The sequence below is a fragment of the Micromonospora sp. CA-269861 genome, assembly GCF_050948505.1.
Taxonomy (GTDB): Bacteria; Actinomycetota; Actinomycetes; order Mycobacteriales; family Micromonosporaceae; genus Micromonospora.
The window spans coordinates 4915538-4938038 of the sequence record NZ_CP192014.1 but is presented as its reverse complement, the minus strand read 5'-3'; the positions used below and the strand labels follow the sequence as shown (position 1 = coordinate 4938038).

General features: G+C 72.0%; 17 protein-coding genes. 12 read left to right on the top strand and 5 right to left on the bottom strand.

What is annotated here, in order from left to right; translation table 11 throughout:
* The first annotated feature begins 22 nt into the window (after window positions 1-22).
* On the top strand, window positions 23-1474 hold the full coding sequence (argG, locus tag ACQP0U_RS22470; protein WP_433310362.1) for an argininosuccinate synthase: 1452 nt from the start codon (window positions 23-25) through the stop codon (window positions 1472-1474).
* A gap of 47 nt (window positions 1475-1521) precedes the next feature.
* Window positions 1522-3351: a PucR family transcriptional regulator gene (locus ACQP0U_RS22465; RefSeq protein WP_433310359.1), complete on the top strand. Its 1830-nt coding sequence runs from the start codon at window positions 1522-1524 to the stop codon at window positions 3349-3351.
* Between the two features lie 18 nt (window positions 3352-3369).
* On the opposite strand, the gene ACQP0U_RS22460 is transcribed toward ACQP0U_RS22465, so the two are convergent.
* Window positions 3370-4719, bottom strand: a complete 1350-nt coding sequence (locus ACQP0U_RS22460; RefSeq protein ID WP_433310356.1) for a hypothetical protein — start codon at window positions 4717-4719, stop codon at window positions 3370-3372.
* 82 nt (window positions 4720-4801) lie between these two features.
* On the opposite strand from ACQP0U_RS22460, the gene murD reads away from it, so the two are divergent.
* The gene (gene murD, locus ACQP0U_RS22455; protein WP_433310353.1) at window positions 4802-6148 is read left to right on the top strand and encodes a UDP-N-acetylmuramoyl-L-alanine--D-glutamate ligase; all 1347 of its coding nucleotides are present in this window, start codon (window positions 4802-4804) and stop codon (window positions 6146-6148) included.
* 33 nt (window positions 6149-6181) lie between these two features.
* Here the strand turns inward: murD and ACQP0U_RS22450 are convergent, their stop codons facing one another.
* On the bottom strand, window positions 6182-6754 hold the full coding sequence (locus ACQP0U_RS22450) for a hypothetical protein (RefSeq protein WP_433310350.1): 573 nt from the start codon (window positions 6752-6754) through the stop codon (window positions 6182-6184).
* 342 nt (window positions 6755-7096) lie between these two features.
* Here ACQP0U_RS22450 and ACQP0U_RS22445 point away from each other — a divergent pair, with 342 nt between their 5' ends.
* Together ACQP0U_RS22445 and ACQP0U_RS22440 are read left to right on the top strand one after the other, a co-directional pair.
* Window positions 7097-9295: a tetratricopeptide repeat protein gene (locus ACQP0U_RS22445; RefSeq protein ID WP_433310347.1), complete on the top strand. Its 2199-nt coding sequence runs from the start codon at window positions 7097-7099 to the stop codon at window positions 9293-9295.
* A 61-nt stretch (window positions 9296-9356) separates the two neighbouring features.
* On the top strand, window positions 9357-10142 hold the full coding sequence (locus ACQP0U_RS22440; RefSeq protein WP_433310345.1) for a 2OG-Fe(II) oxygenase: 786 nt from the start codon (window positions 9357-9359) through the stop codon (window positions 10140-10142).
* An 18-nt stretch (window positions 10143-10160) separates the two neighbouring features.
* Here ACQP0U_RS22440 and ACQP0U_RS22435 read toward each other — a convergent pair whose 3' ends face one another.
* Entirely contained in the window at window positions 10161-11132 is a 972-nt protein-coding gene (locus ACQP0U_RS22435) for a hypothetical protein (protein WP_433310343.1), read from the bottom strand.
* Between the two features lie 87 nt (window positions 11133-11219).
* Between ACQP0U_RS22435 and ACQP0U_RS22430 the strand changes: the two genes are divergently transcribed.
* Window positions 11220-12092 (top strand): hypothetical protein, encoded by an 873-nt coding sequence (locus tag ACQP0U_RS22430; protein WP_433310340.1) that lies wholly within the window; start codon window positions 11220-11222, stop codon window positions 12090-12092.
* Between the two features lie 29 nt (window positions 12093-12121).
* Window positions 12122-12982, top strand: coding sequence for a hypothetical protein (locus ACQP0U_RS22425; RefSeq protein WP_433310338.1), 861 nt, complete (start codon window positions 12122-12124; stop codon window positions 12980-12982).
* On the opposite strand, the gene ACQP0U_RS22420 is transcribed toward ACQP0U_RS22425, so the two are convergent.
* The gene (locus tag ACQP0U_RS22420) at window positions 12966-13862 is read right to left on the bottom strand and encodes a glutamate cyclase domain-containing protein (protein ID WP_433310335.1); all 897 of its coding nucleotides are present in this window, start codon (window positions 13860-13862) and stop codon (window positions 12966-12968) included. The two genes, ACQP0U_RS22425 and ACQP0U_RS22420, sit on opposite strands and share 17 nt — an antisense overlap.
* A 240-nt stretch (window positions 13863-14102) precedes the next feature.
* Here ACQP0U_RS22420 and ACQP0U_RS22415 point away from each other — a divergent pair, with 240 nt between their 5' ends.
* Both ACQP0U_RS22415 and ACQP0U_RS22410 read left to right on the top strand, forming a co-directional pair.
* On the top strand, window positions 14103-15401 hold the full coding sequence (locus ACQP0U_RS22415; RefSeq protein WP_433310333.1) for an aspartate aminotransferase family protein: 1299 nt from the start codon (window positions 14103-14105) through the stop codon (window positions 15399-15401).
* Complete coding sequence (locus ACQP0U_RS22410; protein WP_433310330.1) at window positions 15398-16885, top strand: CoA-acylating methylmalonate-semialdehyde dehydrogenase; 1488 nt, start codon at window positions 15398-15400, stop codon at window positions 16883-16885. Before ACQP0U_RS22415 ends, ACQP0U_RS22410 begins: the two co-directional genes overlap by 4 nt.
* Here ACQP0U_RS22410 and ACQP0U_RS22405 read toward each other — a convergent pair.
* On the bottom strand, window positions 16857-18320 hold the full coding sequence (locus tag ACQP0U_RS22405; RefSeq protein WP_433310327.1) for an acyltransferase family protein: 1464 nt from the start codon (window positions 18318-18320) through the stop codon (window positions 16857-16859). The two genes, ACQP0U_RS22410 and ACQP0U_RS22405, sit on opposite strands and share 29 nt — an antisense overlap.
* A 192-nt stretch (window positions 18321-18512) precedes the next feature.
* Here ACQP0U_RS22405 and ngcE point away from each other — a divergent pair, with 192 nt between their 5' ends.
* The 3 genes from ngcE to ACQP0U_RS22390 all read left to right on the top strand — a co-directional run bounded on the left by ngcE (window position 18513) and on the right by ACQP0U_RS22390 (window position 21788).
* A complete protein-coding gene (gene ngcE, locus ACQP0U_RS22400) occupies window positions 18513-19928 on the top strand; it encodes an N-acetylglucosamine/diacetylchitobiose ABC transporter substrate-binding protein (protein WP_433310324.1) in 1416 nt (471 codons plus the stop codon).
* Between the two features lie 64 nt (window positions 19929-19992).
* Complete coding sequence (locus ACQP0U_RS22395) at window positions 19993-20901, top strand: carbohydrate ABC transporter permease (RefSeq protein ID WP_433310321.1); 909 nt, start codon at window positions 19993-19995, stop codon at window positions 20899-20901.
* A 50-nt stretch (window positions 20902-20951) separates the two neighbouring features.
* Window positions 20952-21788 (top strand): carbohydrate ABC transporter permease, encoded by an 837-nt coding sequence (locus ACQP0U_RS22390; protein ID WP_433321036.1) that lies wholly within the window; start codon window positions 20952-20954, stop codon window positions 21786-21788.
* Window positions 21789-22501: the final 713 nt, after the last annotated feature.

The window sequence follows — 22501 nt, the reverse complement described above, 5'->3', positions numbered from 1 at the left end:
GTTCTATTGCATAATTTTCCCCGTGTCCAAGGTTCTCACCTCCCTGCCCACCGGCGAACGTGTCGGCATCGCCTTCTCCGGCGGCCTCGACACCTCGGTCGCGGTCGCGTGGATGCGCGACAAGGGCGCGATTCCCTGCGCCTACACCGCCGACATCGGCCAGTACGACGAGCCCGACATCGCCTCGGTGCCCGGTCGCGCGCTCAGCTACGGCGCCGAGCTCGGCCGCCTGGTCGACTGCCGTGCCGCCCTGGTCGAGGAGGGCCTGGCCGCGTTGACCTGCGGCGCCTTCCACATCCGCACCGGCGGGCGGGCGTACTTCAACACCACCCCGCTGGGGCGCGCCGTGACCGGCACCCTGCTGGTGCGGGCGATGGTCGCCGACGACGTCCAGATCTGGGGCGACGGCTCGACCTTCAAGGGCAACGACATCGAGCGGTTCTACAGGTACGGCCTGCTGGCCAACCCGATGCTGCGCATCTACAAGCCGTGGCTCGACACCGCCTTCGTCACCGAGCTGGGTGGGCGTAAGGAGATGTCGGAGTGGCTGCTGGAGCGCGGCCTGCCGTACCGGGACAGCACCGAGAAGGCGTACTCGACCGACGCCAACATCTGGGGCGCCACGCACGAGGCGAAGACCCTGGAGCACCTCGACACCGGCATCGAGACGGTCAACCCGATCATGGGCGTCCGGTTCTGGGACCCGTCGGTGGAGATCCCGACCGAGGACGTCACCATCGGCTTCGACCAGGGCCGCCCGGTCACGATCAACGGCAAGGAGTTCGGCAGCGCCGTCGACCTGGTGCTGGAGGCCAACGCCATCGGCGGCCGGCACGGCCTGGGCATGTCGGACCAGATCGAGAACCGGATCATCGAGGCCAAGAGCCGCGGCATCTACGAGGCGCCCGGGATGGCGCTGCTGCACGCCGCGTACGAGCGGCTGGTCAACGCCATCCACAACGAGGACACCCTGGCGAACTACCACAACGAGGGTCGCCGCCTCGGCCGCCTGATGTACGAGGGCCGCTGGCTGGACCCGCAGGCGCTGATGCTGCGCGAGTCGTTGCAGCGGTGGGTCGGCACGGCGGTCACCGGCGAGGTGACGTTGCGGCTGCGCCGGGGCGAGGACTACTCGATCCTGGACACCACCGGCCCGTCGTTCAGCTACCACCCGGACAAGCTGTCGATGGAGCGTACCGAGGACTCGGCGTTCGGCCCGTCGGACCGGATCGGCCAGCTCACCATGCGCAACCTGGACATCGCCGACTCGCGGGCGAAGCTGGAGCAGTACGCCTCCCTCGGCCTGGTCGGCGGCGGGAACCCGCAGCGGATGATCGGCGCCGCGCAGGCCGCCTCGACCGGGCTGATCGGCGCCATGCCCCAGGGCGGCGCGGAGGCCATCGCCTCCCGGGGCGTCACCTCCGCCGAGGACGAGGCACTCGACCGTGCCGCGATGGAGTTCGGCGTCGACTGACCCCGGCAGCCGGTGGCAGGTCGAGTTCCGGCGTTACGGACGGTAGCGTGTCGGCCGTGTTCCCTACCGTCCGTGAGGTCCTCGCCCTGGACCCGGTCCGCCACGGCGCGCCGCGCGTGGTCGCCGGTGACGAGGGCCTGGACCGACCCGTCCGCTGGGTGCACGTCGCCGAGGTGCCGGACATCGCCACCCTGCTGGGCGGCGGTGAACTGGTGCTCACCACAGGCATCGGCCTGCCCGGGGACGACGCGGGACTGCGCGCGTTCATCGGCGATCTCGCCGACGTCGGAGTCTCCGGGCTCGTCGTCGAGCTGGGCCGCCGGTACGTCAGCGGGGTGCCCCGGGTGATGGCCGCCGCCGCCGAGCGGCGTGGGCTGCCCCTGGTGGAGCTGCGCCGGGCCACCCCGTTCGTCCGGATCACCGAGGCGGTGCACGCGCTGATCGTCGACGCGCAGCTCACCGAGCTGCGCGCCACCGAGGAGATCCACCAGCGGTTCAACGACCTCTCCGTCGAGGGCGCCGACGCCGCCGAGGTGATCCGCCAGGCCGCCGAGCTGTCCGGCTGCCCGGTGGTGCTGGAGAACCTGTCCCGGCAGGTGCTCGGGTACGACCCGGCGGGCGAGAGCGCCGAGCTGCTGCTGGACGGCTGGGAGCAGCACTCCCGGCGGATCCGCCCGGCCGGGCGGACCGCGTACGACGCGGACAGCGGCTGGCTGGTGACCACAGTCGGCGCCCGGGGGCAGGACTGGGGGCGGCTGCTGCTGCGCTGGCCGGCCAGCGGGGACGTGCCCAGCGCCCAGGCCAGCGAAGCGACGACGGGCTCGCCCACCCGGCTCACCATCCTGATCGAGCGGGCCGCGTCCACCCTCGCGCTGGGCCGGCTGATCCGCCGCGACGCCGAGGGCCTGGAACGCCAGATTCACCGCACCCTGCTCACCGCGCTGCTCGACCACTCCCGCCCCGTGGACGAGGTGGGGCTGCGGGCCAAGGCGCTCGGCGTGGTGCTCGACCGGCGGCACCTGGTTGGCGTGATGGTCCGGCACCGCGTCGACGACCCCGCCGGGGAGGCCGGCCCCGAGGCCGGCCAGGCCCGCCTGCGGGATCTCTCCGAGGCGGTCGGCCAGGCCCTGCGGGAGGCGAAGCTGACCGCGCTGACCAGCGCCGTCGACGACAACTCGGTGGGCGCGCTGCTGGCCCTGCCGGACCCGGCCGCCGAGGAACGCGCGCTGTCCGCGTTCGCCAGCGCACTGCGTCGGGTACGCCTCGACGCCGGCGCCGGCCGGCCCGGACCGGGTGTCGAACCGGCTCGGACTGCCTCCGGCGTCGACGTGTCCCGTCCCGCGCCCGACGCCTCCCGTGCTGATCTGGTTCGCGCGGGGGTCGAGGCCGGTCGGGCCGTTGTCGATGGTCCTCGGGGTGCTGGCCCGGGTGCCGTGATCGTGGCCGCCGGGTCCGGGGTGAGCACCCTGCGGGAGGCCCGACGGTCGCTGGTCGAGGCGCGGCAGATCGCCGAGGCGGCCCGGCGGGACCGGCGTGACCTGCCGATCTTCCGCCTGCCGCACGTCGGTCTGGCCGGGCTGCTGCACCTGCTGCGCGACGAGCCCCGCCTGCAGACGTTCGTGGAACGCGAACTCGGGGCGCTGCTGGAGTACGACGCCCTGCACCCCCGGGAGCGGCTGCTCGACACCCTGCGCGCCTACCTGGAGCAGGGACGCAACAAGTCCGCAGGTGCCGCCGCCGCCCACCTGTCCCGGCCGGCCTTCTACGAACGCCTGGCCCGCATCGCCCGCATCCTCGACGTGGACCTGGATTCGGTGGAGGCCAGCCTGTCCCTGCACGTGGCCCTGCTGGCCCTGGAGGCAGTCCGCGCCCCCTGACCCCCGTCCCTGGGTGGGTCAGGTGAGGGTGTTCAGGGCTTTGGCGTAGGTGGGGGGTATGTGGTTGGGGCCGCCGGGGGTGAAGACGTCCGAGGTTGCCACCGCGGACCAGGCCGTATCGGGGACGGCGTCGACCAGGGCCTGGATCACCGGGGCGTCGCGCCACTGGTCCTGCTCGGCGAGCAGGCCGAGGGCCACCACCGACTCCTCGACCTCGCCCACGCACTCGAACGGCTTGTGCCCGTCCACGCCCAGCAGCTCACGGTAGCCGGGGATCTGCGACTCGTCGGCCAGCAGGTCACCGCCGAAGATGCCCACCACCCGCTCCCGGGGCATGAACGGCGCCATGGCCAGGAAGACGAAGCGGCACTTCGGGCAGTCACGGCACCAGCGCTCACTCGCGTCGCGCAGCTTGAACGCCTGGTTGCAGCTGGTCACCACGTCGTCGTACCTGGTGAACTCGGCGAACAGCCGGGCGATGTGCAGCTCGGACAGCGAACGCAGCAGGGAGAAGTACGGGTCGGTCAGGCCGGCGTGCTCGGCAAGTGACGCCCGCAGCAGCCCCTCCGCCTCGACGCCCTTGGACCACTGGTGGTTGATCTCGTGGCCGTTCCAGACCAGGTTCGGGTCGGACGCCGAACGCTCGTTGGACATCACCACCGGGCCCAGCCCGTGCAGGACGGCGGTGGCCACCGCGATCAGGGAGTTGATGGCGGTGACCGGGATGTGCCCGTTCAACGCGCCGGCCGCGTTCAGGTCGAACAGCACCGGGTCGATGCGCCGCCGGGCGGCCAGCGGGATCAGCCCGGACGCCTCGTTGACGGCGACGATCACGTGGTTCGGGTTGACCGAGAACGGCACCGGGTCCATCTCGGCGCGGCGCAGCGCCTCCAGGCTGACGATCGAGTCCTTACCGCCGCCGACCGCGGAGAGCGGGCGACGGTCCGAGTCGTCGTACACCCGGGGTGACCCCGGTGTGCCGGCCGGCACCTCCGGGTGCAGCTCGAGCACGTGCGGCAGCTGGTTGCGGTACGCGTACTCGGCGAGGCCCCTGGTGTAGATGGCCGTGACGTAGTCGACGGTGGCCGCGCCCAGCGGCGCCGGCAGCACGAGCCGGGGCGGCGCGGCGGCCTTGTAGTAGCTGACCCCGGCGACGAGGTGCAGCACCTCCAGCACCCGGTTGAGGGTCGCCACCGTCTCGTCTGAGGGCGGCTCCGCCGGTAGCGGAAGTGTGATCACCTCGGTGAACCGCTGCTCACCGGCCGGGCCGGTCAGGGCGTAGTCGAACAACACCTCGCCGGTGGCGAAGTCGATCGAGTAGGACGGGAAGGTGAAGGCGTCCATCCGCCGGAGCTGCTCGTTGGGCACACGCCATACTAGGCCCTGGTTCGTCCGGCCGTGTCCGGACCGGGCCCGCCCTGCCGCCGCCGTGACCCACGAGGAGAGCCCCGTGCGCCTTTCTGACCTGCGCGGACGTACCGTCGCCGTCTGGGGCACCGGTCGGGAGGGCCGGGCCGCTGTGACCGCCATCGCCGCGCACGGCCCGGCCGAGCTGGTCGCCGTCGACGACAGCGCGAACTTCCTCTCGCTGCCCTGGGACGGCCCCCTGGCCGAGGCGGCGCCGCTGGTCACCGGCGAGGCGGGCTTCGAACGGCTGGCCGGCGCGGACGTGGTGGTCCGTTCCCCGGGTGTGCCGCAGACCCACCCGTGGCTGGTGGAGCTGCGCCGACGCGGGATCATGGTGACCCAGGGCACGGCGCTGTGGATGGCCGACCACGCCGCGCGCACCGTCGGGGTCACCGGCAGCAAGGGCAAGAGCACCACCTCCAGCCTGATCAGTCACCTGCTCACCGCGATGGGCCGGCCGAACGTCTTCGGCGGCAACATCGGGGTGCCGACCCTGGACCTGCCGGAGGCGGAGCTGTACGTGCTGGAGCTGTCCAGCTACCAGTGCAGCGACCTCACCGACTCGCCCCGGGTGGCGGTGGTCACCGCGCTCTTCCCCGAGCACCTGGACGCGCACGGTGGGGAACGGGAGTACTACCGGGACAAGCTCAACCTGCTCGCCCACGACCCGCAGACGATCGTGGTCAACGGCGGCGACCCCCGCCTCGCCGCGGAGCTGGGTGAGCTGTCGGCGATCCGGGCCGGTCGCCCCGACACCACCCACGTCGCCACCGGCGTCGACGGCACGCCCTGGTTCCACTTCGGTAACCAGCCGCTCTTCCCGCGTGCCGTGCTGCCGCTGGTCGGCCGGCACAACGAGGGCAACCTCTGTGTCGCGCTCGCCGTGCTCGACGCGCTCGGCGTGAACGTGGTGGCCGGCAAGGACCACCTCGCCGTCGCGGTCGCCGAGTTCCAGGGGCTGGCCCACCGGCTCACCGAGATCACCGACCCGTCCGGGCTGACGTTCGTCGACGACACCCTGGCCACCAGCCCCTACGCGGCCATGCACGCCATCGACGCGTACGACGGGCGGCCGTTGACGGTGATCGTCGGGGGAAACGACCGGGGTCTGGACTACACGCCGTTGGCCGAGCACCTGGCCGAGCGGGAGCTGACCGTGATCGGGATCCCGGACAGCGGCACCCGCATCGTCGAGGTGCTCGCCGGCCTGCCGAAGGTGCGTACCGAACTGGTCGACGACCTGGTGGACGCGGTCCGGCTGTCCCGTGAGGTGACCCCGGCCGGCGGGGTGGTGCTGCTGTCCCCGGCCGCGCCCAGCTACGGCCGGTTCCGCAACTTCGAGCACCGCTCCGAGGTCTTCGCCCAGGCCGTCGCCGACACCGCCGGCTGACCCCCTACCTGCCCGGGGTGTGGCGGGGTCGGTTCAGCGGGATCGGGACGGACGCCGGCGCAGCCAGGAACGGCGGGCCGGCACCACCTCGTCACCGAGGTCGGGCTGTGGTTGGCCGGTCCCCTCCCGCTGCCACCGGTTGCCCTGCTGGTCGGTGAAGCACAGCTGCACCGTCGCCGATACGTACCCGCTGAGGTCGACGCTGCGGTCGACGTTGATGAACAGCTCCGCGGCGGCCCCGCCGTCGAGCCGGTCGACGGGACCGGTCACCGTGGCCACCGGCACCTGACGGCCGCCGGGGCCCGGGGCGCCGGTGTGCACCACCGGCGTGGTGGCCAGGTCGAAGACCGGCCCGTCGCTGTCGTTGGCGACCCGCACGCGCAGGACGCCCTTGCCCTCGGTGCGGGTGGTGCTGGAGACGAGCCGCGCCTGTCGGGCCTGCGCGGCCCGGTCCTCGTGCCGCCGGGCGCGCAACTCGCGGCGCAGGCTGAGCACGCCGAAGAGGAGTGTGCCGACGGTCCCGAGGCCGCCGAACCAGTCCGGGACCGATCCCCAGTCGACGCCCCAGCCGGCCGAAACGAACGCCAGAGTCTCCACAGTCGACATGCCTCCACGGTAGTCGCGGTACGCGAGATCGCCCGCAGCTCCACCGTTCAGCGGCGCCCACCGGCCGTCCCGCCGACGGGATCGCATCTTTCATCCTGGTGCGGCTACGTGGAGTGTTGGGGTGCGCTTCAGCGGGTAGTGTTTGGGTCACGGATCACGCGGTCGGCCGCCACCCCTCGGCGTGACCGACCATCGTGGAGCCTGCCGTAACGCCCCTCCGGGAGGCCAGATGACCCACCGTCGCCCCACCCTTCACCGGTCCGGCCGGACCCGGCCGGCCCGCGTCCTGACGGGCCGTCCGGAGACGCGCCGAAGGGAGACGGGCCGCACGGAGCCGGGCCGATGACCGCGCCGGCACAGGGCTCCGGATTCTCGATCATTCCGCCTCGCCGTAACCGGCTGCCGCTGCGCGGGCGCGACGAGCTGGTCGAGACGATCCTGCGGGCCGCCGAGCCGCCCTCCGGCACCGTGCGTGCTCCGGAGGAAGCCACGCAGATCCTCTGGGGGCTGGGCGGCTGCGGTAAGAGCCTCACCGCGCAGGAGGTGGCCCGCCAGCTCGAGGAACGTGGCCGGCTGGTCTGGTGGATCTCGGCGAAGGATTCGGCGCGGGTAAGCGCCGGCATGCGCGAGGTGGCGGGCCAGCTCCAGGCTCCGGAGAACCAGCTCGACCTCGCCTGGGCCGGAAAGGCCCGCAGCCCGGTGGAGCTGGTCTGGGACCTGTTGAACAACTCCCCCCGACCCTGGTTGCTGATCTTCGACAACGCCGACGAACCGACTCTGCTGGCCCCCGCCGACGGGCAGGTCGCCGACGGCACTGGTTGGTTCCGCCAGCCGCGTACGGCCAACGGGCTGGTCCTGGTCACCACCCGCGACGGCCGGCGGGACACGTGGGGCGAGTGGTCCACGATGTACCTGGTGGACGAGTTGTCGCCGGAGGACGGCGCGCAGGTGCTCGTCGACCTCGCCGGCGCGGCCCCCGGCACGCTGACCCAGGCGAGGGGGCTCGCCGCCCGACTCAAGGGGCACCCGCTGGCGCTGCGCGGCGCTGGTACCTACCTGGCGGAGGCCAACCGCATCCCGGTCGGCACCACCCGGTCCTCGATCCGCACCTACGACGACTACCGGGAGGCGCTGGATCGGCGCACCGGCAGCGGCATGCGGCGCAACGGCTCCAGCGGCTTCGACATGGCCGTCCGTCCGGTGGTGCAGTCCTGGGAGATGTCGCTGGATCTGCTCGCCGGGCGTGGGCTCAACCAGGCTCGGCCGGTGCTGCGCCTGCTGGCCTGTCTCGGTGACGCGCCGATTCCCTACGCCGTGCTGCTCGACCCGGTCCGGCTGTCGGCCTCGCCGTTGGTCGGCGAGATCGGGGAGGACCGGCTGCGTGAGGTTCTCCGTTCGCTGGCGGACTTCGCGCTGGTCGACCTAGGGGTGATCGAGTCACTGCCGGCCCAGTCCCCGGTCGCCCACGTGGTCACCCTGCACCCGTTGGTACGCGAACTGATCCGGGACCTGCCCGACGTGGTGGCCGCTCGGGCGGAATACCACGAACTGGTGCTCGGTCTGCTGGACGCGCTCCGGCTGCGCGACCCGGACCGCCCCCGCGAGGAGGAGTTCGACCCCGACGAGCCGGACAAGTGGGCGAGCTGGCACCTGCTGGCACCACCCACGATGGGCGCGGTGTTGGATTTCCTCGACAGCGGTGACCTGCCCCGGACCCGGCCCGATCTGCTGGACGTCGCTCTCGATCTGGCCCGGTTGATCGCCCGTTACATCCTGGCCGTGGGCCTGCCCGGGCAGGCGGAGATCTTCCTGGACCTCTGCCTGGCGGGGTGCCGCCGCATCGGCGTCGACCTGAACGACCGGCCGGCGCTCAGTCTCCGCCACGAGCGCTCCCGGGCGGCACTGGAGCAGGGGCATCTGAGCTGGGCCGAGGCCGAGCTGCGCGCCATCATCCCGGCCCGGGAGGCGAAGCTCGGACGGGAGCACCGCAACACCCTGGCCAGCCGGCACAAGCTGGCCCGGACCATTCTGGAACAGGGCCGGTGGCACGACGCCGAGGACGAGCTGCGCGACATCGTCCAGGCCGAGTACCGGGTGCGCGGCCCCGAGGACCGGGACACCATGACCGCGCGGCACAGCCTGGCCCGTGCGATCGTCTACCAGGGGCGGTACGCCGACGCCCACGCCGAGCTGGCCGAGATCCTGGAGATCCGCCTGCGGCACTGGGCGCCGGACCACTTCGAGACCCTGACGGTGCGGCACACCCTTGACCTGTGCCGGCTGCGCGAGGGTGAGGTCGAGGAGGCCCTCGCCGACCTCCGCGACGTTCTCTCGACGGACAGCGCCAAGCGGCAGGTCCAGCACGTCGCGATGATCGCCGCCCGGCACACCCTGGCGGAGTGTCTCATCGCCACCGGCGCCACCGTCGAGGCGGAGAAGGTGCTGTCCGGGGTGGTCAAGGACCGGCGGCGGATCCTCGGCGACGACCACGCGGACACGGTCCGGGCCGAGACCGACCTCAGGAAGCTTCGTGGCGAGTGACGGACGGGACGTCGAGGTCCCGCTCCAGTTCCGCAGCCGGACAGCCGTACGAGGAGCTGATGTGAGCGAGCAACTGCGTCGCCGGGACCGACTGACCGCCGAGTCGCTGTGGGAGCTGACGACCGGTGCGATCGACGTGATCTGGCACCGCGAATACTATCCGCCGGAGCAGTGCGACGCCGCGTTGCCCCGGGTGGTCCGCGCCGTCGACGAAGCGAACTTCCTGCTCACCAAGGAGTTCACCAGCGTCGGCACGTCGATGGGCGAGGTGGCGAACGGCGGTGACAGTGTCGAGCGCTACCTGGACACCGCGGCCGACACGACCCGGCTGATCCGTCACGACGTGTTCGCCGAGCAGCAGTCACCCACCGACCTGATCCGGCTCGACCTGGACGAGATGTGGCCGTACGGGGCGACGGTCGGGCGGCACGACGGCCGGATGATGCTGCCCGGTGTGCTGCGTCGGATGACGCCCGGTGGTCGGGGCCGCCCGCACATCGACCGCCGGCAGATCCCGCTGCTCGACGCGTACCGGCTGCACCGGCGGTTGGGGGTGAACATCTACCTGGAGGTGCCGGAGCCCGGCGCGGGTGGCGAGATCGACTTCTGGGGGACCCTGTCCGAGGAGGAGTTCGTGGCGCTCAAGACCGACCCGTTCGACTACGGGATCGAACCGGAACGGGTCGGCCCACCACTGGACACCGTGCTGCCTGGCAAGGGCGATCTGGTGATGTTCGAGGCGGGCCGGATGCACGGCGTCCGCGAGGTGCGGGCGGGCTGCCGTACCTCGGCGGCCTGCTTCATCGGCGTTCGCACGGAGACCGACCCGCTGCTGATCTTCGCCTGAGGAGCCACGGCGCCGGTGTCACGCCGGATGCGTCAGGGCGGTGTGCAGGGCGCGCATCGAGCGGATCGCCGAGCGGATCTCCTGGAGGTAGCGCCCCGGCGTGAGCGTCTGCTCGGGCAGCACCGCCAGGTCGGCCAGCGTCGGGTCCACCCCGATCGTGTCGATGGCGCACCCGTACGGCAGGGCCAGCGTGCGCAGCGCGTCGCAGTGCTGGAACGGCACGTAGATCGGCGCGGTGACCATCAGGACCCCGTCGTCCGGGGCGAGCCGGACGTGGCCGGCCCAGAAGCGCTGGGTGTCGGCGGTGTGCGCGCGCCGCTGGTCCGGTTCGCTCGACGGCGCGGCCAGCACCCGGATCGGCGGTAGCCCGTCGGGTCGGTAGGTCCGCGACGACCAGGAGTGGTGCGGGTGCCCGGCGTCGACGCCGTCCTGCTCCGCCGGGGCGGCCACCCCGAACACCCGGCGAACGGCCGTGTCCAGCACGTCCACCTCGGTCTCGTCGGCCGGCAGACCCGCGTCGACGAGCGTGCGGCGTTCCCAGTCCGACAGCGGCCGGAAGCTGCCCAGGACGGCGACCTCGCCGCTCACCCGTAGACCGGCGCGCAGCAGGTGCGCGGCGTGGGCGACGCGGCGTACGCAGGCGTGCGCCAGGCCGCCGAGCACCACGAGGTGGGCGTACGCCGACCGGGCCGGTGGCACCGGGTGGATCAGCCCGAGCGCGGCGGCCGCGTCGAGCACCAGTCTCGCGCTGGCCGGGTCGAGGTCGGGCTCCCGGGCGTCGGGACGTTCCCGGCCGCCCCGGAAGTCCCAGTGCCCGGCGGAGAAGTCGTCGAGGAAGCGGAGCACCTCGGTGAGGTCGCCGTCGGGCCAGGTGCCGCCGAAGTGGGCGACCAGGCCGCGGAGTGGGGTGGAGCTGACCCAGGCCCGAACCTCCGACGTGATCGGCTCGTCGTCCGTCCCGGTCGACGACGCCGCGTCCGCTCTCTGCACCTGCCGGATGCTACCGGCCCGGTGTGGCGGGGTCGGTGGTTGTGGTTGCTGTCTACGCTGGCGGGAGCGGCTGATTGGGGGATCTCGATGACCCGTGACGTGGCCCGTCAGCGGTTACGGCAGAGCGGCAGCTCCACCGCGGGCTTCGTCCGCCTGGTGGCGCACACCGACCCGGTGGCGTTGGTCGGCATCACGCTGTCGATCACCCTCAGCATCGCGCTCGACCTCAGCAACGCCGCCTCCGGGGTGGAGTCGCTGTTGGCCGGCCTGATGGGCATCACCATCTCGCTGCTGGTCGACTCGTTGGCCCGCGCGGAGCGCCGCTTTCACCTGCGCACCCTGCTGGACGGCCCGCCCTGGCTGGTCCGCACCACGACGGAGCTGGCCGGGGCCATGCGGGAGGCGGCCGAGCAGCACGCCGGCACCCGGGTCGCGGTGGAGGCGCAGCGGCGGTACGAGCAGTTCCGGCTGGAGGCGGAGCAACTCGCGGACGGTCGGATCATCCGGCGCGGCGACGAGGACGAGGACCTGGTCGGCGCGACCCGCACCTGCGTGCACCGGCTGGATGCGTTGACCAACGTGATGCCCCGGGTGAGCGGGGAGCTGAGCTGGTGGCGCAGCGAGATCGGCCGGCGCTACTGGGAGGCCAACCAGGAGGCCCTGCAACGGGGTGTCCAGATCACCCGGGTCTTCGTCTACGCCACGCTCACCGACGAGTTGTCCGCCCTGGTGCAACGGCAGCGCGCGGCCGGCGCGCGGGTGGGTCTGCTGCCCCTCGGTGTGGTCAGTCCGAACCTGCACGTCAACCTGACACTCTGGGACGGGTCGAGTTGTTGGGAGGCCCACATGACCGCGCACGGCGAGATCGGTGAGAATCAGTTCTCGGTCAACCGGGCGGACGTCGCCCGGCTCACCCGCGTGTTCGACCTCTGCGCGAACGCCGCGACCTTCCAGGACTGACGGCCCCACCGGGCGGGAACGGGTGAGTCATGACGCTGAGCGCGGTCCTGCTGGTGACGGCCGTGGTCTGGGCGGTCAGCGTGATCCGTTCCGTCCGGCTCCGCGCGCTGGTCTACAGCCTGCCGCTGCCGATGACGCTCGCCCTGCTCACCACTGACTACCGGGTGGACGGCGCGCAGGTGCTCGGCGTGCTCGGGCTCAACCTCTTCTTCGTCACAGTGGCGGTCACCCACCAGCGGTGGCGTTGGCCGATCCTGCTCGCCGACGGCGCGGGGATCGCCGTGTACGTGGCGCTGAGCGCCGGCCTGTTGGCCGTCGATGTTCCGTTCGAGGCGGCCCTCGCCGGCACGCTCGTGCTCTGGCTGGCGGCCATCCTGTGGCTGCGTCGCCGCGCCCGCTCGCGCGCTGTGGTGGCCGACGAGCCGGCCACCGCGGTCGCCGCCGACGAGCGGGCCGCTTCCGCCGGGGAGGTTGTCGCCGCCGTGGAGACCCGCCCGGACGGGCTGCCGGCGTTGCTCAAGCTGGTGGTGATCTTCGTTGGGGCGATCCTCACCCAACTGCTCGGTGCCGTGCTGCGCGGAATGGTGGTGACGTTCCCGTACTCGGGGGTGCTGGTCGCGGTCGAGGCCCGCCGGCAGTTGGGTGAGTTCAGTCGACACTTCGCCCGCAACAGCCTCGCGCTGGTCGGCTTCCTCACCGCGTACCACTACCTCCAGGACGTCTCGTCGGCAGTGGCGCTGGGCGCCGGCTGGGCGGCCTTCGCGGTGGTGGCCGCCGTCCTGCACCTGCCGTTGCGTCCCCGCCGGGTTGCGCGGGCGCGGCCGGCGAGCCGGCCGTCCCGGGCACTGCGGCAGGCGACCGAGCCACCCACACCTACCGGGCGGCCCTGACCAGCTCGGCGATCCGGGTGAGCGGTTCGGCGTACGCGGGCCAGTCGAGGCCGTCGACGCTGAGCGTGGGGCGGCGGCGTACGCCGTCCACCGCGCCCACGTGCACGATCGCGGTCAGCAGGTCGTGCGACCAGGCGGGCTGCAACAGCGTCCGAAGCTCGGGTACCTCGGGGCGCAGCAGCGACAGCGCGCCGACGAGGGCGGCGGCGGCCCAGTTGGACGTGCCGCCGACGAGCAGTGCGTCAGCGTCCACCACGCACCGGATCCGCTCGCCCGAGGCGACGACCCGTCCGATCAGGTCCGCCGGCAGACGGCCCATGCCGAGTTCGTTGCCCCCGTCGCCGATGCCGATCCGGTACGCCGATCCGGAGGTGTAGAGCCGGTCCAGGGGTGCGGTGTGCGCGCCGATGTCCTCGCCGCGCATGTTGCGCGGTCGACCGTCCACTCCGGGCCCGGCCCGTTCGCAAGCGATGAGGTGGGTCAACCGGCCGTACTCGGGGAGGAGTGCGGTGGCCCAGTCCTCGTAGCCTCGCAGTGGCGCGACGTCGACCGTCAGGCCCGGCGCGGCGGCGGCGACGGCCGCCTCGACCACCGGGGCGCAGGGCTCGTCGGTGACCAGCCGGCACCGGCCACCGAGCAGGCGCAGCGCGGCGGCGATCTGCACCGCGCCGAGCGGGCCGTCGGTCTCCGCGGCGGGCGGCTCGGCGCCGGGAATGAAGAAGCCGGTGAACACCGCGGCGTCGGGCGCACCGGCGGCGGCGAGCGACCGGGCGGCGGCCAGCAGTCCACCCGCCACGGGCTCGGCCAGCGCCTCGCTGCCCCGGCCCACCTCGCGCGCGGCGACGCGTTCCAGCTCGGCGATCGTCTCTTCGATGCGCACCGCGTGCCTCCCCGGCGACAGTGGACCGACACCAGGGTAGCGGTGGGCGGCCAGGCTACGGATCGAGTGGATGCCACCCGTGAATGCTGCGGAAATCGGTGGTCAAGGCTGACCATGGCCCTGGAAACCGTTGACGTGCTGTCAGGTCGGGACGTCCTTGCGCTACACGCTGACAGTTGTTCGCGTCGGCCGGCGGTGGGAGCGTGCGGTATCCACGAACGCCGCTGAAGGGTTGCCACGATGACCGACGACCTGCTGGCCCGGCACCGGGCCGTGCTCCCGTCCTGGATGCCGCTGTACTACGCCGAGCCGATCGAGCTGGTGTCCGGCTCGGGCCGTCGGGTCACCGACGCGCAGGGGCGCAGCTACCTGGACTTCTTCGGCGGCGTGCTGACCAACATGATCGGGTACGACATCCCGGAGATCCGGGAGGCCGTCGAGCGGCAGCTCGCCACCGGCATCGTGCACACCTCGACGCTCTATCTGATCCGCCAGCAGGTGGAGCTGGCCGAGAAGATCGCCCAACGTTCCGGCATCCCGGACGCCCGGGTGTTCTTCACCAACTCCGGCACCGAGGCGAACGAGGCGGCGCTGCTGGTCGCCACCAACCACCGCCGCTCGCACCAGATCCTGGCCGTGCGCAACAGCTACCACGGCCGGTCGTACGCGGCGATGGGCGTCACCGGCAACCGCAACTGGTCGGCCAGTGGCCTCAACCCGCTCCAGGTGGCCTGGCTGCACTCCGGTGACCGGGTGCGCGGTCTGCTGTCCCGGCTCGGCGACGACGAGCAGGTCGACGCGGCGGTGGACGACCTGCGCGAGGTGCTGGCCACCCAGACCGCCGGTGACGTGGCCGCGTTGATCGCCGAGCCGATCCAGGGTGTGGGTGGTTTCGTGCACCCGCCGGACGGGCTCTTCGCCGGCTGGAAGAAGGTCCTCGACGAGCACGGCATCCTGTTCATCGCCGACGAAGTGCAGACCGGCTGGGGGCGCACGGGCGAGCACTTCTGGGGTTACCAGGCACACGGCGTCACCCCGGACCTGCTCACCTTCGCCAAGGGCATCGGCAACGGGTTCGCCCTCGCCGGGGTGGTCGGCCGGGCCGAGGTGCTGGAGTCGGTGCCGGCCATCAGCTTCTCCACCTTCGGCGGCAACCCGATCTCCACGGCGGCCGGCAACGCGGTGCTCGACTACCTGATCGAGCACGACCTGCAGGCGAACGCGGCCCGCGTCGGCGCGATCCTCGCGGACGGCCTGCGGTCCGCCGTGGGCGCGCTCGACTGCGTCGCCGAGGTACGCGGAAAGGGGCTGATGCTCGGCGTCGAGTTCGTCCGGCCGGGCGGCAGTGAGCCGGATCCGGCGCTGACCAACCGGGTCTTCGAAGCCGCTCGGGAGAATGGCCTGCTGGCCGGGAAGGGCGGTCTCTACGGCAACGTGCTGCGGATGGGTCCACCGTTGACGCTTACCGAGGACGAGGCCCGCGAGGGCCTGGCGATCCTCGTCCACGCGATCCGTTCGGCGGCGGGGGTGGCGGCATGAGCATCGGTCACTTCATCGACGGCAAGCGGGTCGGCGGCACGTCGGAGCGGCGCGGCGACGTGTTCGACCCGGCGACCGGTCGGCGTACCGCCGAGGTCGAGCTGGCCTCGACCGCGGACGTCGACGTCGCGGTGCAGGCCGCCGCCCGTGCGGCGCGGGCCTGGCGGGACGCGTCGCTGGCGCGGCGGTCGGCGGTGCTGTTCGCCTTTCGGGAGTTGGTGCACGCCCGTCGGGACCGGCTCGCCGAGGTGGTCACCGCCGAGCACGGCAAGGTGCTCGCCGACGCCGCCGGCGAGGTGCAGCGCGGCCTGGAGGTCATCGAGTACGCGTGCGGCCTGCCGTCGGCGCTGCGCGGGGTGTTCAGCGAGAACGTGTCCACCGAAGTCGACTCGTACACCATCCGGCAGCCGGTCGGGGTGGTCGCGGTGATCTCCCCGTTCAACTTCCCGGTGATGGTGCCGCTGTGGTTCGTGCCGGTGGCGGTGGCCTGCGGCAACGCGGTGGTGCTCAAGCCGAGCGAGAAGGACCCGAGCGCGGCGCTGCTGCTGGCCGAGTGGTTCGCCGAGGCGGGTCTGCCCGACGGGGTGCTCAACGTGGTCAACGGCGACAGGGAGGCGGTGGACGCGCTGCTGGACCACCCGGAGGTGCGGGCCGTGTCGTTCGTCGGCTCCACCCCGATCGCCCGGTACGTCTACCAGCGCGGCACCGCCGCCGGCAAACGGGTGCAGGCGCTCGGTGGGGCGAAGAACCACATGGTGGTGCTCCCGGACGCCGACCTGGACCTGGCCGCCGACGCGGCGGTCAACGCCGGGTTCGGCTCGGCGGGGGAGCGGTGCATGGCCATCTCGGTGCTGGTGGCGGTGGAGCCGGTGGCGGACGCGCTCGTCGAGCGGATCGCCGCGCGGGTCGCCGGCCTGCGGACCGGCGACGGCCGGCGGGGCTGCGACATGGGCCCGTTGGTGACCGCGGCGCACGCGGCGAAGGTGCGCTCCTACGTGGACGCCGGTGTCGCGGCCGGCGCGGTGCCGGTGGTGGACGGGCGGGACGTGACGCCGGACGGCGACCCGGACGGTTTCTGGCTCGGCCCGACGCTGTTCGACCGGGTCACCCCGAACATGTCGATCTACACCGACGAGATCTTCGGGCCGGTGCTGAGCGTGGTCCGGGTCGGCTCGTACGACGAGGCGGTGGACCTGGTCAACGCCAGCCCGTACGGCAACGGCACGGCGATCTTCACCAACGACGGCGGTGCGGCCCGGCGCTACCAGCACGAGGTGGAGGTCGGCATGGTCGGGATCAATGTGCCCATCCCGGTGCCGATGGCGTACCACTCGTTCGGCGGCTGGAAGTCGTCACTCTTCGGCGACCTGCACGCCCACGGCGAGGACGGGGTGCGCTTCTTCACCCGGGGCAAGGTCGTGACCAGCCGCTGGTTGGATCCGCGGCACGGCGGCGTCAACCTCGGGTTCCCCACCCAGACCTGAGCAGTCGCAGCACGCCCGCCCCGGCCAGGTACGCCACCAGCGCCGGGACGGGCGTGCCGAGCGGCTCCGTGGCCTGCTGTGGTGTCGTGCTGTTGACCAGCAGCGCGGCCACCACGGCGGCGTACGCGGCCACCGCCCACGCCGCCCGGGCCCGGGTGCCCCGACCGGTCCGACGCCCGGCGCGGTGCCGGCCGCTGCGCGCCTCCACCGGCCCGAAGATGGCGACCAGCACCGCCAGGACGACGCTGAGCAGCAGCAACCAGGGCACCCGCCAGGCCCACCAGGCTGCCGTGTCGACAGCCGGGGTGGGTAGCGTCCCGACCGCGTCGAGCAACCCGATCAACAGGATCGCGGCGGTCAGGTGCCAGAGGAAGACGGTCAGCACCACCAGGTTGACGCCGATCACCAACTGCCACGGCCCGGTGCGGCGCAGCAGCCGTTCCGCCGGGCCGCGTAGCAGCAGGATCACCCCGAGCTGACCGGCGGCGACGGCCAGCAACGCGAGGCTGGGCGGCGCGGCGTTGTCGAGCCGCTCGTCGGGCACCTTGAGCATGGCCACCGGCCACGGGCCGAGCACGGTGAGCAGCAGCACCGCGCCCAGCCCGCCGGCCAGGAACACCAGGCCGGCCCGGCGGGAGGTGGGCAGCCGCCGTCGGCGTACCCCCGCACGGTCGGGAGTCGACGGCCCGCCAGCGTCGGTCTTGGCATGTGGCGGCGCGGTCGGACCTGTCGCGTCGCTCCCCGCGTGCGGCGGTGTGGTCTGAGCGGCGGGCGGCGGTACGGCGCGGGTGTCGTGCCAGGCGAAGCCGAGCTGGTGGACGGCCAGCCAACCGAACAGGTAGTTGCCGTAACTCAGCCCCTCCGGCCCGGCCAGCCGGCCAAGGTCGCCGAGGCCGACCAGGACGACGAGCACCAGCGGTACGGCCAGGCCGAAGCGGCGGTGCAGCGTGTACATCGGTGGGGTGAGCACGACCGCCGCCAGGTAGGCGACCAGGAACCAGAGCGGAATGGTGGCGAACCAGAACACCTCGCGGACCTGGGTCGGCTCGGCGCTGCGCAGCCAGGCGACCGCCGCCGCGGCGGTGAGCACCAGCAGCAGTGTGCTGGTGGGGCGGACCAGGCGGGCGCTGCGGTCGATCAGCCAGCCGGCGGCGTCCCCGCCGCGGGCCCGCAGCCGGGTCAGCGAGGCCGCGTTGGCGTAGCCCCCGACCAGGAAGAAGACGGGCATCACCTGGGCCAGCCAGGTCAGCGGGTACGCCCAGCGCAGGTCGCCGAGCGCGGAGTGCCCGGTGGCCTGCCCGGCGTCGTCGCGCCCGATCACCGTGACGCCCCAGTGTCCGAGAACGACCATGGTGATGGCGAGTGCCCGGAGGAGGTCGACGTACCGCTCCCGCCCAGCCGGGGTGCGCTCGGCCAGCTGGCGCAGACGGCGCATCGCCCCAGGTTAGGCGACCTGGCGGCGGCTGGTGGTGATAACGGTTCGACAGTCAGGACTTGAAGTCCGGGCCCGGCTGTCGTAGAAATTCTTCAGCAACAGAGCATGAACTGAAGAGAATCACCGAGCCTCGCGCGATGGACGCCTCCCCCGCACACCGGCGATCCACCCGACCCGACCCGAGGAGAACCCATGAACAGGCGTGACATCCTGCGGCGCAGCGCCGCCGCCGGCCTCCTGGCCACCCCCGCCGCCGGCCTGCTGTCCGGCTGCGCCACCGGCGGTGGTGGTGACAAGAACGATGCCGAGACCTACAAGGGCACCAAGAGCGCGCAGAACCCGCTCGGCGTGAAGGAGGACGCCCCACTCGAGGTGGTGATCTTCGGCGGCGGGTTCGGCGAGGAGTACGCCAAGGCCCACGAGGCCATGTACAGCGAGAAATACCCCAAGGCGAAGATCAAGCACTCCTCCACTCAGGAGATCAGCAAGACCCTCCAGCCGCGCTTCGTCGACGGCTCCCCGCCGGACGTGGTCAACAACTCCGGCACCGGCCAGATCGACTTCAACGGCCTGGTCAGCCAGAACGCCCTCGCCGACCTCGGTGAGCTGCTCGCCGCCCCGAGCCTCGACGTGCCCGGCAAGACGGTCAAGGACACCCTGCTGCCCGGCGCTGTCGAGATCGGCTCCTACGACGGCACGTTCCTGGTGCTGAACTACACCTACACCGCCTACGGCATCTGGTACTCCAACAAGCTGTTCACCGAGCGCAAGTGGGAGTACGCGAAGACCTGGGAAGAGCACATCGCGCTCTGCAAGCAGATCAAGGCCTCCGGCATCGCGCCCTGGACGTACGCCGGCCTGCACCCGCGCTACATGAGCTGGCCGCTGATCTCCACCGCGATCAAGCTCGGCGGCCCGTCGGTGGCCCTCGCGCTCGACAACCTGGAGCCGAACGCCTGGAAGTCCGACTCGATGAAGGCCGCCGCCGACGCCTGGCACCAGATCGTCAAGGACAAGTACATCCTGGAAGGCTCGCCGGGCCTCGACCACAAGCAGTCGCAGACCGCCTGGTGCCAGGGCAAGGCCGCCTTCATCTCCTGCGGCTCCTGGCTGGAGAGCGAGCAGAAGGACGTCACCCCGGCCGGGTTCAACATGACCATCGCGCCGACGCCGAGCCTGGGCAGCGGCGACAAGCTGCCGTTCGAGGCGATCCGCGGCACCGCCGGCGAGCCGTTCATGGTGCCGGCCAAGGCCCGCAACGTCGCCGGCGGCCTGGAGTACTTCCGGACCATGCTCTCCAAGAAGGGCGCCCAGGACTTCACGAAGAAGGTCGCCAGCCTCACCGTGGTCGCCGGCGCCAGCGAGGGTGTCGACCTGCCGTACGGGCTGAACACAGTGGTCAAGGCCCTCGACGCGTCCGGTGCCAACGGCTTCAACTGGGTCTACAACAACTACTACCGCAAGCTGGAGCGCAACCTCGTCGACGCCGCGTGCGGCGAGTTCTTCAGCGGCCGGATCGGCCCCGCGGAGTTCCTCGAGCAGTGCCAGAAGGGCGCCGACTCGATCGCCCAGGACAGCTCGGTCAAGAAGTACAAGCGAGCGGCCTGACCGCCCGGCCGGTGGGGGAGAGGTCCGCCCCCACCGGCCGTACCCCTCCGGAAAGGTCCTCCTCGTGAAACATGGCAAGTGGCCGCTGATCGTCACGTTCCTGGTGCCACCGGTGCTGCTGTACGTGTTCTTCGTCGTCTCGCCGTACCTCCAGGCGTTCCAGATCTCCACCACCGACTGGCTCGGCTACTCGGCGGACGCCAACCCGGTCGGCCTGGCCAACTTCAAGACCCTGTGGCACGACGACTACGTGTGGAACGCGCTGAAGAACAACGTGATCCTGCTGGGCCTGGTGCCGGTGCTGACCATCGTGCTCGGGCTCTTCTTCGCCACCATGCTCGCCATGGGTGGGCGCAAGGGCAGCGCCGGCGTGACAGGCGTACGCGGCGGCGCGCTCTACCGCACCGTCTACTTCTTCCCGCAGGTGCTCTCCGTGGTGATCATCGCGCTGCTCTGGAAGGAGGTGTACCACCCCAACCAGGGGCTGCTCACCAGCGCTGTGCACGCCGTCGGCCTGCCCGCGCCGACCTGGCTCGGCGACCCGGCGACCGCCTTCTGGTGCGTACTGGCGGTGATGGTCTGGAGCAACGTCGGCTTCTACGTGGTGCTGTTCGGCGCGGCGATGTCGGCGGTACCGAAGGAGATCTACGAGGCGGTGCTGCTCGACGGCGCGTCCCGGTTCACCACCCTGCGCCGGGTCACCCTGCCGCTGCTCTGGGACACCGTCCAGGTCGCCTGGGTCTACCTGGCCATCTTCGCCCTGGACGGGTTCATCCTCGTCCAGCTGATGACCAACGGCGGGCCGAACTTCTCCACCGACGTGATCGGTGTACGGATGTACGACACCGCCTTCGGCAGCGAGACCAAGTTCGGCTACGCCTCGGCGATCGGCGTGGTGATGTTCTTCCTGACCCTCTCGGTGGCGGTGCTGTCGCTGCGGGTCGGCCGGCGCGAACGGATCGAGTACTCGTGACCACTCTGGACCAGCCCACCCCGACCGTGGTTACCAGCCGGGACCGCCCGATGCGCCGGGAACTCGGCGTCGCCAACACCCTCTCGCACGGCTTCCTGCTGCTCTGGGGCCTGCTCACCGTACTGCCACTGCTGTGGATGTTCATCAGCTCGTTCAAGACCAACGGTGAGATCCTCGCCGACCCGTGGAGCCTCCCCGGCGCGCTGCACCTGGACAACTGGGCGCGGGCCTGGACCGGCGCCCACATCGGCAGGTACTTCCTCAACAGCCTGGTCGTGGTGGCCGGCTCGGTCAGCCTCACCATGCTGATGGGCGCCACCGCCGCGTACGTGTTCGCCAGGTACGAGTTCCGCGGCCGCCAGGTCGTCTACTACCTGTTCGTCGGCGGCCTCATGTTCCCGGTGTTCCTCGCCCTGGTGCCGCTCTTCTTCGTGGTCCGCAACGCCGGTCTCTTCAACACCTGGCTCGGCCTGATCCTCGTGTACGCGGCCTACTCGCTGCCGTTCACGGTGTTCTTCCTGACCGCCTTCTTCCGGACCCTGCCAACCTCGGTGGCGGAGGCCGCACTTGTCGACGGCTGCGGTCACTTCCGGCTCTTCTTCCGGGTGATGCTGCCGATGGCACGTCCGGGACTGATCAGCGTGGCGATCTTCAACTTCCTCAGCCACTGGAACCAGTTCCTGCTGCCGCAGGTGCTGTTGCAGGGCGACGAGTCCAAGTGGATGCTGGCGCAGGGGCTGTTCGCACTGTCGGTCAGCCAGGGCTACGCCGGTGACTACGCCCGGCTCTTCGCCGGGCTGAGCATCGCGGTGCTCCCGGTCCTCGCCGTCTACGTGGCGTTCCAGCGCCAGGTCCAGGCCGGCCTGACCGCCGGCCAACTCAAGTAGGCCCCCACCCGCCACTGACCGATCCCGATCACCCCGTCCGCAGCCCGGCAACCCTCCCCGCCACCGACCGGCCACGCCGACCGGCCACGCCGACCGGCCACGCCGACCGGCCACGCCGACCGGCCACGCCGACCGGCCACGCCGACCGGCCACGCCGACCGGCCACGCCGACCGGCCACGCCGACCGGCCCACGCCGACCGGCCCACGCCGACCGGCCCACGCCGACCCCGCCTCGGCCCCAAGATCCGCGCAACTTCGGTGATGTTGCTGCCTCGGCACGTCGTGAGGCAGCAACATCACCGAACGTGCGCGGATCTTGGCCATGTCGCGACGGGCGGGGCGACTCCGGTGCGTTGCAGCGCGTCGTCGAGGCGGGTTTGGGGCGGCGGCCAGCCCCTTGATCACGCTCGATCCTGGATGTAGTCCCCTCCCTGCGGGCGCGAGGCCACTACATCCAGGATCGAGCACGATCTTGACCGGGCGCGGCGCAGGCGCGGGCGCCCGGCGGTGCGCGGGCGGGGCGCGGGCGGGGCGCGGGCGGGGCCTGGCCCGGTGGGGGCGCGGGCGGGGCCCGGCCCGGTGGGGGCGCGGGCGGGGCCCGGCCCGGTGGGGGCGCGGGCGGGGCCCGGCCCGGTGGGGGCGCGGGCGGGGCCCGGCCCGGCGGGGGCGGGGGTGTGGGTTTCGGCCCGGCGGGGGCGCGGGCGGGCCCGGC